This is a genomic window from Nocardioides yefusunii, assembly GCF_004014875.1.
Lineage (GTDB): Bacteria > Actinomycetota > Actinomycetes > Propionibacteriales > Nocardioidaceae > Nocardioides > Nocardioides yefusunii.
In genome coordinates, this window is sequence record NZ_CP034929.1 from 3,073,572 (window position 1) to 3,087,411 (window position 13,840).

Genomic DNA, 13,840 nt, shown 5'->3' on the forward strand with positions numbered 1-13,840 from the left:
GCTCGGCCTCACCGCAAGCGGACCTCTCCCCCGTACGATGAGCCCATGACCCGCCCCGAAGCGGCCTTCTTCGACCTCGACAAGACGATCATCGCTGCGTCGAGCGTCCTCGCCTTCAGCAAGCCCTTCACCGAGGGCGGCCTGATCACCAAGCGCGCCATGCTGCGTTCTGCCTACTCCCAACTGGTCTTCACCGTCGGTGGCGCCGACCACGACCAGATGGAGAAGATGCGCCTCTTCCTCTCCGGCCTGGTGAAGGGCTGGGACGTGGCTCAGGTCCGCGAGATCGTCGCGCAGACCCTGTCGGAGATCGTCGACCCGCTGGTCTACGCCGAAGCGGTCGCCTTGATGCGCGAGCACCAGGAGGCCGGTCGGCACGTCATCATCGTCTCCGCGAGCGGCTTCGACGTCGTGGAACCGATCGGGCGGATGCTGGGCGCCGACGGCGTGGTCGCCACCGTCCTGGAGGTGTCCGAGGACGGCAAGTACACCGGCGAGATCTCGCGGTACGTCTACGCCGAGGAGAAGGCGGCCGCGATCCGCGACCTCGCGGCCGAGCACGACTACGACCTCGACGCCTCCTACGCCTACAGCGACTCGGTCACCGACGTCCCGATGCTCTCCTCGGTGGGTCACCCGTTCGTCGTGAACCCCGACAAGGAACTCCGCAAGGAGGCCGAGACCCGCGAGTGGCCGGTCCTGGAGTTCGCCCGCCCGGTGGGTCTGGAGCCCAAGCGCGAGATCGTTCCCTCGGCCCCGCGTCTGGCGGCGCTGGCAGTCACCAGTGCAGTCGCGGTGGGTGGCTACGTCTGGGCCAACACCCGACGCGGTGGCGCCCGCGCCTGAGCGGCGACACGAACGCTGCTCGTCCTACTGTCCGGTCTTCGGACAGGCATTTTTCGGGGGTCTTGAACTCCTCGGAACCTCGGCGTTCCATGGAGTCAGGAAGTCCTCAGGTCTCCGACCCCAAGCGGAGAAACCGGGAACCTCCGTCCCCACCGCACACCGCTCGCCTGGCCAGGCAGACTCCGCGTCCCCTCCTGTACGCGGCGTCGGCGGATCTGGACCAACCGGTCCGAACTGAACAGCGACAGCCCCCGATCCACACGCGGATCCGGACACCCACGCGGCGACCCACCCTTCGACAGGGCAGCTGGCCAGGACCCCCATCCCTCCGGCCACGCACGAGCGGTACGCGCCTGATAACCGAGTCCTCGTGTCCGACGAACGGCGTCCGACTGCGTCAGGCAGACGGACGCCGTTCGTGAGCGTCGAGCAGGGGGCGAGTCAGCCCTCGAGCTGACTCAGGTCAACCGGTTCGGCGTCACGACGACGCTTCTTGACCGGCTTCAACGGGGTCAGTTCAGCGCCCTTGGCGTAGGCCTCGGCGGCGTAGAGGGCCCAGGCGTGGACGCCGCGCTCGGTGCCGCTGGCGTAGGCGCGCAGGTTGGACTCGTACTGCTCTCGCAACGCGAGGTGGCCCGCCTCGGGCACCAGCACCGACGTCGCGTCGACGCCGCGCGAGACCATCACGAGGCGTTCGGCGGCGCGCGCCACGATCCCGTTGTGGGACGCGAAAGGCTTCGCGGTGGCGATGTCGGCATGCACCATCGCGGCGACGACAAGAGCCGGTGCGGTGGTGTCGGAGGTCAGCATCTTGGCCACGGTCTGCAGGCGCGAGGCCACTTCGGCGTTGCGCGGACGGCCGAGGTCCTCCTGGCCGAGTGAAGTCGCACCGGCGATTGCGTGCAGTCGGGCGATCGCCTGGAGCGGCGCGGTCCGCATCTGCGGCACCAGCGAGAGCACCTGCGCAGAGAGACGCAGGGCGTCCTGGGCCGTGGCGTCGGTGCGGCCCGCGAGGACGTCGTCGATCGTGGAGGTCGAGCCCTCCAGCACAGCCGAGGCGTGGGCACCCATGACGAGCGCCTGCCCGGTGTCCTCGGGGTGGGTCTTGCGCAGGCCACGGTCGCGCAGGAGCGCGTCGATGCCGTCGCGGGTGGAGGCGAACGCGGACGGGACGCCCTCGAGGGCCATCAACCATGCAAGAGGGTCTGTGGTCACGCCGCCACGCTAGTAGCCTGATCCCGATGACCGACCAGCAGCCCACGCAGGAGTCCCTGAACGCCCGCCAGCGTGCGGGCGCACACGCGCACGGCCGCCCGGGCCACCCCCTCGAGGTGGCCCGATGGCTGGTCCCCGGCGAGCACAAGCACGTGCTCGAGGTGGGGGCCGGCATCGGCCTGCTGACCGAGCAGATCAAGGCTGCCGGTCACGCTGTCCATGCTGTGGACCGCGATCCTGCGCTTCTCGACGCCCTGCAGGAACGACTCCCCGGCGTGCACGTCACCGAGGGCACGCTGGAGCAGCTCGACGTCGCTGACCGCAGCGTCGACCAGGTGGTCTGCTCCACCGCGTTCACGTCCTTCGACCACGAGACGGTGCTGCCGGTGATCGCCCGCGCGCTGCGCTCCGGCGGCCACCTGAGCGTGGTGTGGCACGAGCGCGACACCCGGATCCCGTGGGTGCGCCGTCTGGGCGCCTTCTTGGAGGGACCGGCCGGGTCGCGCGACAACGAGGCGCACCTCCACGACGTCGTCGACGTCCTGCAGGCCTCGACGCTCTTCTCCTTCGTGGAGCAGGAGTCCTTCACCTACTGGCAGCAGGTCAACTCCGGCACCGTCGCGGACCTGGTGCTGTCGCGGTCGTGGGTGTGGGAACTCTCCGAGGCCGAGCGCGCCAAGGCGGTGGCCGAGGTGACGGCGTTCTACGACGACTACGGCCGCGGCATGGACGGCATGCAGCTCCCCTACGTGGTGCGGTGCGTGCGCACCCAGGTGGTGCATCAGCCGGGTCTCTTTGACGACGGTTCCGACGCGCTGCCGCTGCTGGAGGACTCCCAGCCCGAGCACGCCGAGCTTCCCGAGCCGGAAGCAGCGATCACGGACGGCCAGGAGATTTCCGGGAACGACGACGTCGAACAGACCCGTGAGCACCGCGGGCTGGGCCGTTCGCTGCGGGCCGCGGCCCTGCACCCCTTCGACGACGTGGAGGCCACCGCCGAGCGTCCGGCGATCATGGACGACCCCACCACCGCGGTGCACGAGCCGTACGGCGGCGCGACCGGCGAGGCCGCTCCTCGGACCCGCTACGACCGCGACCTGTTCCGTTCCGACGGCACCGACACCGACATGTTGTTGATCGACTTCCGCTGACCCTTGGCGCAGGCGTGCGCCCCGATCCTCGTCGTGCCGCCCACCGAGGTCCCGTCGGGCTGCCTGTCGCACTCTTGTCGGCAGCCGTTTCTCATGCTCAAGAGTGTCTTGAGACACGATTCGGATACAGGCTCATCAAGTCTTGAATTTCCCTCTGTTCCCAGACCTCCTGCCGGTGTTACAGAGGAACAGCGCATTTGTGCGCACCCGACCAACAGGAGGATCCATGCGCATCTCCCGACGTACCCGCATTGCGGGCGTCGCGCTGATCGCGGTCGCCGGTCTGACCCTCACTGCGTGCGGCAGTGACAGTGGTTCGAAGGCCGACGACAACGTCATCACCGTGTACGGCACCAACCCGCAGAACCCGCTGATCCCGACCGCGACCAATGAGGTCGGCGGCGGAGACCCGCTGAACAACATCTTCGCGGGACTCGTTGCCTACAACACCGACGGTTCCATCGTGAACGAGGTCGCCGACTCCATCGAGCCCAACGAGGACAGCACCGTCTGGACCGTCACGCTCAAGGACGGCTGGACCTTCTCCGACGGCTCCGCCATCACCGCGAACTCCTTCGTCGACGCCTGGAACTACGGCGCCGACATCTCCAACGGCCACCTCGGTGCCTACTTCTTCAACCCGATCAAGGGCACCGACGAAGCCGGCAACACCAAGGAGGGCGAGAAGATCTCCGGCCTCGTCGTCAAGGACGACAAGACGTTCGAGATCTCCCTCAAGGCTCCGGAGTCCGACTTCCCGCTGCGCCTGGGCTACTCGTCCTACTTCCCGCTTCCCGAGGTCGCCTACGGCTCCGACGGCAAGATCACCGAGGAGTTCGGCAACGCGCCGATCGGCAACGGCCCGTACCAGCTGACCAAGTCCGGCTGGGAGAAGAACAAGCAGATCTCCCTCGAGCCCAACGCCAAGTACTCCGGAGTCCACGAGCCGAAGAACGACGGCCTGGTCTTCAAGTTCTACGCCGGTGGCGGGACCGACGCTGCCTACACCGACGTGCAGGCCGGCAACCTCGACGTCCTCGACCAGGTCCCGCCGTCCGCGGTCACGACCTTCGAGAGCGACTCCAACATCCAGGCCTACAACGAGCCCGGCTCGATGTTCGCCTCGGTCACCATCCCGGCGCGCCTCGACCACTTCGCCGGCGAAGAGGGCAACCTCCGCCGCAAGGCGATCTCGATGTCGATCAACCGCGAGCAGATCGCGGAGAAGATCTACAACAACACCCGTACCGCTGCCGTCGACTTCACCTCCCCCGTCCTCGAGGGCTGGACCGAGGAGATCCCCGGCAACGAGGTCGTCGAGCACAACCCGACCGAGGCCAAGAAGCTCTGGGCCGAGGCCGACAAGATCTCCAAGTGGACCGGCACCTTTGCGCTGGGCTACAACTCCGACGGCGCAGGCCACAAGGAGTGGACCGAGGCGGCGTCCAACCAGATCGCCGAGAACCTCGGCATCAAGGCGGAGGCCAAGGCGTACGCCACCTTCGACGAGATGCGTGGTCAGGTCACCGACCGCACCATCAAGACCGCCTTCCGCACCGGATGGCAGGCCGACTACCCGTCGATGCTGAACTACCTCGGCGCCCTCTACGGCACCGGCGCTGGTTCGAACGACGGCGACTACTCGAACAAGAAGTTCGACGAGCTCATCGCGAAGGCCGCCAGCACCACCGGCGACGACCGCTTCAAGCTCATCACCGAGGCTCAGTCGATCCTCATGGAGGACCTCCCGGCCCTCCCGCTCTTCTACTACAACTCCACTGCTGCCGTGGCGACGGACGTGAAGGGCTTCGACTTCAACTGGCAGGCCAAGCCTGAGTACTACCAGCTGACGAAGAAGTAATTCCCAGCAGCACATCGCTGCCGACGGACGGAGACGGGCTCGAACCGTCTCCGTCCGTTCGGCGGTTTCTCCCCCCATTCAAGGCGCGTGGTGGCCCAAGCGGCCCGACGATCCGGCCACTAGGGCCAGACGCACCCCACACCGCGCCTCCCACGACCCAGGAGGTCACCTCATGTGGTGGTACGTCGCGAAGCGGCTGCTCCAAACCATCCCGGTGTTCCTGGGCGCCACGCTGATCCTCTTCACGATGTTGAAGCTGCGCCCGGGCGACCCGATCCTCAACCTCGTCGGTGACAAGCCGATCTCTGACGCCCTGCGCGCTCAGCTGACCGAGCAGTACGCCCTCGACGACCCGATCTTCGTGCAGTGGCTGCACTGGGTCGGGAACGCGTTGACCCTCGACTTCGGTGAGACGTTCGCCGGTCAGCCCGTCATCGAGCTGATCTCACAGACGTTCCCCGTCACCGTCGTGCTGGCCATGATGGCGCTCGCGATCGACGCCGTGCTCGGCATCGTGATCGGCACCTACGCCGGCCTCAAGCGCAACGGCATCTTCGACTCCTCCATGCTCGTGATGTCGCTGATCCTCCTGTCCGTCCCGATCTTCGTGGTCGGCTTCGTGATGCAGCTCGTCTTCGGCGTGAAGCTCGGTTGGACCTCCCCCACCGTCGGCGGCGACTGGACCGTGTCGTCGCTGATCCTCCCGGCCATCGTGCTGGCGATCGCGAACTTCGCGTACACGATCCGCCTGACCCGCACCTCGGTCGCCGAGAACCTGACCGCCGACCACGTGCGCACCGCCCGCGCCAAGGGCCTGTCGGAGGGCAAGGTCGTGCGTCGTCACGTGCTGCGCAACTCCCTCGTCCCGGTGGTCACCTACATCGGCATCAACCTCGGTTCGCTGATGGCCGGTGCCGTCATCACCGAGAGCATCTTCAACATCCCTGGCGTCGGCAACGCCGCCTACACCGCGATCATGAAGGGCGAGACCCCCACCGTCGTCACGATCGTGACGTTCATGGTCATGGTGTACGTGCTCATGAGCCTTCTGGTCGACCTGATCTACGCCGTCCTTGACCCGAGGATCCGTTATGCCTGAGCCCCGCCCCGGACAGGAGCGTTTCGTCGCTCCGGTCGAAGAGACCCCGCTGCGCGCCATTGACGCCGTCAACGTCGACGCCGTCCCTGAGAGCCAGTGGAAGGAGGCCTGGAAGCGTCTGCGCACGTCGCCGATCTTCTGGCTCTCCGCGGTGATCCTCGCCGTCATCGCCCTGATGATCGTGTGGCCCTCGCTGTTCACCTCTGCGAACCCCAAGGCCGCGAGCCTGGACAACTCCTTCGAGCCTGCCAGCGACGGTCACCCGTTCGGCTACACCCAGCAGGGCGCCGACGTGTGGGCCCGCACCGTGTACGGCGCTCGCGCGTCCGTCGCGGTCGGCGTGATCACCACGATCATCGTCACCCTGCTCGGCACCGTCACCGGCGCCGTGGCCGGCTTCTTCGGCGGCAAGGTAGACACCCTGATCTCGCGCATCAGCGACATCTTCTTCTCGATCCCGCTGCTCCTGGCCGCGATCGTCTGCATCTCGGTGCTCAACAACCTCTGGCCCAACCGTGGCTTCTGGGGTTCGGTGATGGTGGTCGTCGCCGCGCTGGGCATCTTCGCCTGGCCGCAGATCACCCGCCAGATGCGCGGTGCCGTCCTGGAGGTCAAGAACCTCGAGTTCGTCGACGCCGCCACCGCCATCGGCGCGTCCCGCATGACCAACCTGCGTCGCCACATCGTGCCGAACTCGCTGGCCCCGGTCATCGTGGCCTCCACGATCACGCTGGGTGTCTTCATCGTCGCCGAGTCGTCGCTGTCGTTCCTGGGTCTCGGCCTGCCGCAGCACATCGTCTCGTGGGGCAACGACATCGCCGCCGCACAGAACCAGGTCCGTTCGGGCCAGAACCTCCAGGTCATGTTCGTCCCGGCCGCTGCCCTGGCCTTCACCGTGCTCGGCTTCATCCTGCTGGGTGAGTCGGTGCGCGAGGCCCTCGACCCGAAGGCGAGGAAGAAGTGAACACCAACCTTTCCCAGCAGCCTGCGACCGAGGACAACGGCGTCCCCGGCACCGCCCCGCTGCTCGAGGTCCGTGACCTCCAGGTGTCGTTCCGCGCCGGCAAGCAGATGCTGACCGCCGTCGACGGTGCCAACCTCACCATCTACCCCGGCCAGACGGTCGCGGTCGTCGGCGAGTCCGGTTCGGGCAAGTCGACCATGGCCAATGCCGTCATCGGCCTCCTCGCCGAGAACGGTCACGTCACCGGTGGCTCGATCACGTTCGAGGGCAAGGACATCACCCCGATCGCACGCCGCAAGGAACTGCGCGGCGCCTCCATCGGCCTGGTTCCCCAGGACCCGATGTCGAGCCTCAACCCGCTGTGGAAGGTCGGCTCCCAGATCAAGGAAGCTCTGGTCGCCAACGACATCTGCACCGGCAAGACTGCCGACGCCCGCGTCGTCGAGCTGCTCGCCGAGGCTGGCCTGCCGGACCCGGAGAAGCGCGCCAACCAGTACCCGCACGAGTTCAGTGGCGGTATGCGTCAGCGCGCCCTGATCGCGATGGGTCTGGCCGCTCGCCCCAAGCTGCTGATCGCCGACGAGCCGACCTCGGCCCTCGACGTGACGGTGCAGAAGCAGATCCTGGACCACCTCGACGGGCTCACCGCCGAGCTCGGCATCGCGGTCCTGCTGATCACCCACGACCTCGGCCTCGCCGCCGAGCGTGCCGACCACCTGGTCGTCATGTACCGCGGCAACGTCGTCGAGTCAGGTCCGGCCCTGGCGATCCTCCAGGACCCCCAGCACCCGTACACCAAGCGCCTCATCGCCCGCGCCCCGTCGCTGGCCTCGAAGCGTCTCTCCTCGACGTCAGAGCGTGCCCAGGTGCGTGAGCAGGCCGAGCGCACTGCTCACCAGGTCGCCGAGGGCGTCGCCCTCAGCAACGCCGAACTGGGTCGCGGTACCGACGACGTCCTCGTCGCCGAGAACCTGACCAAGATCTTCAAGCTGCGCGGTGACAAGCCGTGGAAGAAGGAGGACTTCGTCGCCGTCGACGACGTCTCCTTCACCCTCAAGCGCGGCACCACCACCGCCATCGTCGGCGAGTCCGGTTCGGGCAAGTCGACCGTGGCCCGGATGGCGCTGGACCTGCTCAAGCCGACCTCGGGTCGCGTGCTGTTCGACGGCGTCGACATCGCGACGCTGAAGAAGCGCGACGAGCAGCTGCGTCTGCGTCGTCAGATGCAGCCGGTCTTCCAGAACCCGTACGCCTCCCTCGACCCGCTCTACTCGATCTACCAGTCGATCGAGGAGCCGCTGCGCACGCACGCGGTGGGTACGAAGAAGGAGCGCGAGTCGAAGGTCCGCGACCTGCTCGACAAGGTGGCTCTGCCCACCACCGTCATGTCGCGCTACCCGTCGGAGCTGTCGGGTGGTCAGCGTCAGCGTGTGGCGATCGCCCGTGCGCTGGCCCTGGACCCCGAGGTCGTCATCTGCGACGAGGCCGTCTCGGCTCTCGACGTGCTGGTGCAGGCCCAGATCCTGGAGCTGCTCAACGACCTGCAGGCCGAGCTCGGCCTGAGCTACCTGTTCATCACCCACGACCTCGCCGTCGTCCGTCAGATCGCTGACGACGTCCTGGTCATGCGCAAGGGTGCCGTCGTCGAGGCCGACAAGGTCACGACGGTGTTCGACAACCCCCAGCAGGACTACACCCGTCGCCTGCTGGACGCGATCCCCGGCGGAAGCATTCCGCTGGCACATTGAGTCACCTGGCTCAGTCACACACGCCGAAGGCCCGTTCCCGCACCCGCGGGGCCGGGCCTTCGGCACATTTCCGAGCACTCGTGTCGGCGCTGGGTCTCTCCGACTATGTTCGGCAGTGACCCGCGACACACGGACCGACGACGCAGGAGAACGACGCAGTGAGCGACAGCAACGAGACCCTGGCCAACCTCGCCCACGAGCAGCGCCGGTTCGCACCTCCGGCCGCCTTCGCGGAGTCCGCGAACGTCACCGAGGAGGCCTACGCTCGCGCGGACGCCGACCGGCTCGCGTTCTGGGAGGCCGCTGCCGAACGTCTCGACTGGGGCCAGAAGTGGGACCAGGTGCTCGACTGGTCGAACCCGCCGTTCGCGAAGTGGTTCACCGGCGCCACCATCAACGCCTCCGTGAACTGCGTCGACCGGCACGTCGAGGCCGGACGCGGCGACAAGGTCGCACTGCACTGGGTGGGCGAACCCGAGGGCGACGCTCGTGACATCACCTACGCGCAGCTGCTGGACGAAGTGTCCCGGGCAGCCAACGCGCTCACCGAGCTGGGCGTGCGCAAGGGCGACCGAGTCGCGATCTACATGCCGATGATCCCCGAGACCGTCATCACGATGCTGGCCTGCGCCCGGCTCGGCGCGCCCCACACCGTCGTCTTCGGCGGGTTCTCCTCCGACGCGTTGGCCTCACGCATCATCGACTGCGGGGCGAAGGTGGTCGTCACCTCCGACGGCGGGTACCGCCGTGGTGCCGCCTCCGCGCTGAAGCCGGCCGTCGACGAGGCCGTCGCGAAGGTTGACGCTGCTGACGGCGACCTGGCCGTCGAGCACGTCCTGGTGGTGCGCCGTACCGGTCAGGACGTCGCGTGGACCGAGCGGGACGTATGGTGGCACGACGCCGTCGACACCGCCTCCGCGCAGCACACCCCCGAGCTCCACGACTCCGAGCACCCGCTCTACGTCATGTACACCTCTGGCACCACCGGGAAGCCGAAGGGCATCCTGCACACCACCGGTGGCTACCTGGTGGGCACCTCGTACACGCACTGGTCGGTCTTCGACCTCAAGCCCGAGTCCGACGTCTACTGGTGCACCGCCGACGTCGGCTGGGTGACGGGGCACTCGTACATGGTCTACGGGCCGCTCGCGAACGGTGCGACGCAGGTGCTCTACGAGGGCACCCCGGACGCGCCGCACAAGGGCCGTTGGTGGGAGATCATCGAGAAGTACGGCGTGACGATCTTCTACACCGCGCCCACCGCGATCCGGACGTTCATGAAGCAGGGCGACGCGATCCCCGCGAAGTTCGACCTCTCCTCGATCCGGCTGCTCGGTTCGGTCGGTGAGCCGATCAACCCCGAGGCCTACGTCTGGTACCGCGACCACATCGGTGGCGCCAAGGACGGCGGCGAGGGCGTCCCGATCGTCGACACCTGGTGGCAGACCGAGACCGGTCAGATCCTGATCTCGCCGCTGCCGGGCGTCACCCACGGCAAGCCGGGTTCGGCGATGCGTCCGCTGCCGGGCATCTCCGCCGACGTCGTCGACGACGAGGCCCGTTCGGTGGGCGACGGCGAGGGCGGCTACCTGGTGCTGAAGGAGCCGTGGCCCGCGATGCTGCGCACCCTGTGGGGCGACGACGACCGGTTCGTCGAGACGTACTGGTCGCGCTGGGAGGGCCTGTACTTCGCCGGCGACGGTGCGAAGAAGGACGACGACGGCGACCTCTGGGTGCTGGGCCGCGTCGACGACGTCATGAACGTCTCGGGTCACCGCCTCTCCACCACCGAGATCGAGTCCGCACTGGTCTCGCATCCGTCGGTGGCCGAGGCAGCCGTCGTCGGTGCCGCCGACGACATGACCGGCCAGGCCGTCGTGGCGTTCGTGATCCTGCGTGAGGCGGCCGGTGACGGCGGCGCCGAGATCGAGACCGAGCTCCGCAACCACGTGGGCCGTGAGATCGGTGCGATCGCCAAGCCGCGTCAGGTGATGGTGGTCCCCGAGCTCCCCAAGACTCGCTCGGGCAAGATCATGCGTCGCCTGCTCAAGGACGTCGCCGAGGGCCGCGAGGTCGGCGACACCCAGACTCTCGCCGACGCGTCCGTCATGGACCTGATCAAGGCGCGCGAAGCCGCCCGCTGATCCCGCCGCTGTTCCCACGCAATTGTGGGATTGATGCCACCGCCACAGCGTGTCGGCGCATCAATCCCACAATTGCGTCAGAGCCTCACGTGAGGCCCGGGATCAGGCCTGCGGCAGCGTCATGATCTCGACGCCGTCGCCGGTGATGGCGACGGTGTGCTCGCTGTGTGCGGTGCGGCATCCGGTGGCGGAACGCAGGGTCCAGCCGTCGGGGTCCATGACGAGCTTGTCGGTGTCGGTCATGACCCACGGCTCGATCGCGACGAGCAGGCCGGAGCGCAGACGGTAGCCGCGGCCCGGACGACCGTCGTTGGAGACGTGCGGCTCCTGGTGCATGGTCGTGCCGACGCCGTGGCCACCGAACTGGACGTTGACGGTGTAGCCGTAGCTCTTGAGCACGGTGCCGATCGCGGCGGAGACGTTGCCGGTCTTCACGTTGTTGCCGGCGGCCTCGATGCCCGCAGCGAGCGCCTTCTCCGCCGCCTCGATCAGGCGCAGCGACTCAGCCTGGACAGCCGGGTCCGGGTGCTCACCGACGACGAACGAGATCGCGGAGTCGGCGACGACGCCACCGAGCTGCAGCGCGAGGTCGAGGGAGACGAGGTCACCGGCCTCGATGACGTAGTCGTGCGGCTTGCCGTGCAGAACGGCGTCGTTGACCGAGGTGCAGATGTGGAAGCCGAAGGGGCCCTCGCCGAACGACGGGGCGTAGTCGACGTAGCAGGAGACGGCGCCGGCGTCGACGATCATCTGCTTGGTCCAGGCGTCGATCTCGAGGAGGTTGGTGCCCACCTCGGTGCGCGCCTTCATCTCCTGGAGGATCTGGGCGACCAGCGCGCCTGCTTCCCGGGCGTGGACCATGCGGTCCGGGCTGATGACCTCGATCACTGCAAACCTCCTGCTGAACGTGCCGGACGCCCGGCCTGCCTCGACGATACCCAGCGCGGGCCGCGGTCACGCAGGCGTCGTCACGCGGTCGGGGCGAGAGGTGTCGGAGGCCACGGGCAGGATGGTCGGCGTGAACGACGACGACCTCCTCGCCCTGCTCGACACGACCCTCGGCGACGTCCTGTCTGCTGCCGGCTTCTCCCCCGCCCAGGGCGGGTGGGACGGCGTGACGTTCTTCTGCGACGCCGACGCGTTCTGCCGTGCGTTCACGTGGCTGCCGCAGGCGAAGCCCGAGGGCTGGATGCGTGGGGCCACGATCGACGTCGTTCTCGAGTTCGACCAGACCACCGGCCTGCTCGCGCGTGCCTACCTGGAGGGCAAGACTCTCGCGTCGACGTTGTACGGACTGCGTCAGGGTGGGCTGTCGGCCGACCTCAAGTCGGCGTTCGGGAAGCCTCTGGACGAGGCGCTGCCGGTGCTGCGCGACGCCCTCGTCGCGGTCTTCACCGAGCCGGAGGAGTCATTGACCAGCGAGCCGTTCGTCGCCCCTGCCTGAGCTGCCGCAGGTAGCCTCTCAACACAGCCCAGCAGTCGCCCCAGGAGAACCCATGGCCCGCCGTCAGCTCAGCCCCCGCACCAAGAAGATCGTCACCGTCGCGACCGCGATCGACACCGCCCTCAAGGGCATCGCCCTGGCCGACCTCGCCAAGCGCGACCAGAGTCAGGTCAACGGCTCCAAGAAGACGTGGGGCATCGCCCTTTCACTGGTGAACTCCGTCGGCATCCTGCCGGTCGTCTACTTCCTCAAGGGACGCCGCAGCCGCTGAGCCAGCGCCATTCCCGCACACCTACACGCAACGCGGTGAGCCGTGCCCTGTATCGGGTATTCGCCGCCCTGATGTGACCTCACGGGCCTCGTTCGTCCCTCTGCTCACTCACGTCTCTGGCGTGCTCGGATGGCGACCGCGCGACCCCGACACGGCTGCTCGCTCTCCCTAGGTTTCCCCGCGTCCCGCGCCCGCGGGACGTCTCAATCTCGGGGGAAACAAAGAATGATCAAGCGCCTCGCGCTGGCCATGACGGCCGCTCTGCTCGCACTGACGCTGCTGCCCAGCACCGCCAACGCGTACACCACCGCTCAGAAGAAGTCCCGCGCCGACGCCCTGATGAAGATGTCGTTGGCCAACTTCACCAAGGTCGCCAAGGCGAAGAAGACCGGCGTCGACACCCAGCTCAACTGGGACCACGACGGCTGTTCCGTCCCGGCCGGCCTCTCGGCCGTCGCGCCGTTCCAGTCGACGCTGTACGACGCCTGCCGTCGTCACGACTTCGGCTTCGCCAACTACGGCTCCAGCACCCTCGACACCGACGGCAAGGTCAAGCGCAAGGCGGACAAGAGCCCGCGCAAGCTCGACCCGACCGAGCCGCGCCGCCTGAGTGTCAACAACGTCTTCAAGAACGACATGACGACCGTGTGCGCCAAGCAGTCCGGCGCCAAGGGCACCTCCTGCCGCAAGGCCCGCGACGTCTACTACAACCTCGTCAACGGCCTGAAGAACGGCGCGACCGCGTTCTACGGAACCACCTGCGACAACGGCTACTTCTGCGCCTACGACGACAACAACCAGAAGGGCTGGCACGTCCAGTTCAACGCCAGCGCGACGAACCTGAAGTCCTTCGCCGGCGGCGACCTGGACAACAACATCAAGTCCGTCTGGAACCGCACCAGTGGCAGCTACCGGGTCTACAAGGACGCCAACCACCGCGGCGCCACCGAGTGCGTCACCAAGGGCACCAAGCGCACCCTGCCCGCGTTCAAGACCCGTGACGAGGTCAGCTCGATCAAGAAGGGCTGCTGAAGTCCTGAGCGCCTGAGCACTCAGTCACTGAGCACTCGGCAATGAGCACTAGGCAATTGTTGCCT

The 13,840-nt window shown here is 67.6% G+C and carries 12 protein-coding genes; 10 read left to right on the forward strand and 2 right to left on the reverse strand.

The window, feature by feature from the left end; genetic code table 11:
- Nucleotides 1-45 precede the first annotated feature (45 nt).
- A complete protein-coding gene (locus tag EOV43_RS14165; RefSeq protein WP_128221867.1) occupies nucleotides 46-846 on the forward strand; it encodes an HAD family hydrolase in 801 nt (266 codons plus the stop codon).
- A gap of 441 nt (nucleotides 847-1,287) precedes the next feature.
- On the opposite strand, the gene EOV43_RS14170 is transcribed toward EOV43_RS14165, so the two are convergent.
- A complete protein-coding gene (locus EOV43_RS14170; RefSeq protein ID WP_206611337.1) occupies nucleotides 1,288-2,061 on the reverse strand; it encodes a Fic family protein in 774 nt (257 codons plus the stop codon).
- A 26-nt stretch (nucleotides 2,062-2,087) separates the two neighbouring features.
- Between EOV43_RS14170 and EOV43_RS14175 the strand changes: the two genes are divergently transcribed.
- The 6 genes from EOV43_RS14175 to acs all read left to right on the forward strand — a co-directional run bounded on the left by EOV43_RS14175 (nucleotide 2,088) and on the right by acs (nucleotide 11,028).
- Nucleotides 2,088-3,212, forward strand: a complete 1,125-nt coding sequence (locus EOV43_RS14175; protein WP_164878657.1) for a class I SAM-dependent methyltransferase — start codon at nucleotides 2,088-2,090, stop codon at nucleotides 3,210-3,212.
- 226 nt (nucleotides 3,213-3,438) lie between these two features.
- Nucleotides 3,439-5,073 carry a peptide ABC transporter substrate-binding protein gene (locus EOV43_RS14180; protein WP_128221869.1) on the forward strand — a complete coding sequence of 545 codons (1,635 nt, stop codon included), beginning with the start codon at nucleotides 3,439-3,441 and terminating at the stop codon, nucleotides 5,071-5,073.
- 172 nt (nucleotides 5,074-5,245) lie between these two features.
- Nucleotides 5,246-6,172: an ABC transporter permease gene (locus tag EOV43_RS14185; RefSeq protein WP_128221870.1), complete on the forward strand. Its 927-nt coding sequence runs from the start codon at nucleotides 5,246-5,248 to the stop codon at nucleotides 6,170-6,172.
- Entirely contained in the window at nucleotides 6,165-7,136 is a 972-nt protein-coding gene (locus EOV43_RS14190; RefSeq protein ID WP_128221871.1) for an ABC transporter permease, read from the forward strand. The genes EOV43_RS14185 and EOV43_RS14190 overlap by 8 nt, the downstream gene beginning before the upstream one ends.
- Nucleotides 7,133-8,884, forward strand: a complete 1,752-nt coding sequence (locus EOV43_RS14195) for a dipeptide ABC transporter ATP-binding protein (protein ID WP_128221872.1) — start codon at nucleotides 7,133-7,135, stop codon at nucleotides 8,882-8,884. Before EOV43_RS14190 ends, EOV43_RS14195 begins: the two co-directional genes overlap by 4 nt.
- Before the next feature lie 158 nt (nucleotides 8,885-9,042).
- On the forward strand, nucleotides 9,043-11,028 hold the full coding sequence (gene acs, locus EOV43_RS14200; RefSeq protein ID WP_128221873.1) for an acetate--CoA ligase: 1,986 nt from the start codon (nucleotides 9,043-9,045) through the stop codon (nucleotides 11,026-11,028).
- Nucleotides 11,029-11,130: 102 nt separating this feature from the next.
- Here acs and map read toward each other — a convergent pair whose 3' ends face one another.
- On the reverse strand, nucleotides 11,131-11,916 hold the full coding sequence (gene map / locus EOV43_RS14205; RefSeq protein ID WP_128221874.1) for a type I methionyl aminopeptidase: 786 nt from the start codon (nucleotides 11,914-11,916) through the stop codon (nucleotides 11,131-11,133).
- Nucleotides 11,917-12,046: 130 nt separating this feature from the next.
- Between map and EOV43_RS14210 the strand changes: the two genes are divergently transcribed.
- From EOV43_RS14210 to EOV43_RS14220, 3 genes are all read left to right on the forward strand, one after another.
- The gene (locus tag EOV43_RS14210) at nucleotides 12,047-12,472 is read left to right on the forward strand and encodes a hypothetical protein (protein WP_128221875.1); all 426 of its coding nucleotides are present in this window, start codon (nucleotides 12,047-12,049) and stop codon (nucleotides 12,470-12,472) included.
- Nucleotides 12,473-12,524: 52 nt separating this feature from the next.
- Nucleotides 12,525-12,743, forward strand: a complete 219-nt coding sequence (locus EOV43_RS14215; RefSeq protein ID WP_128221876.1) for a DUF5652 family protein — start codon at nucleotides 12,525-12,527, stop codon at nucleotides 12,741-12,743.
- Between the two features lie 225 nt (nucleotides 12,744-12,968).
- Nucleotides 12,969-13,775 carry a phospholipase A2 gene (locus tag EOV43_RS14220; RefSeq protein ID WP_164878656.1) on the forward strand — a complete coding sequence of 269 codons (807 nt, stop codon included), beginning with the start codon at nucleotides 12,969-12,971 and terminating at the stop codon, nucleotides 13,773-13,775.
- Nucleotides 13,776-13,840: the final 65 nt, after the last annotated feature.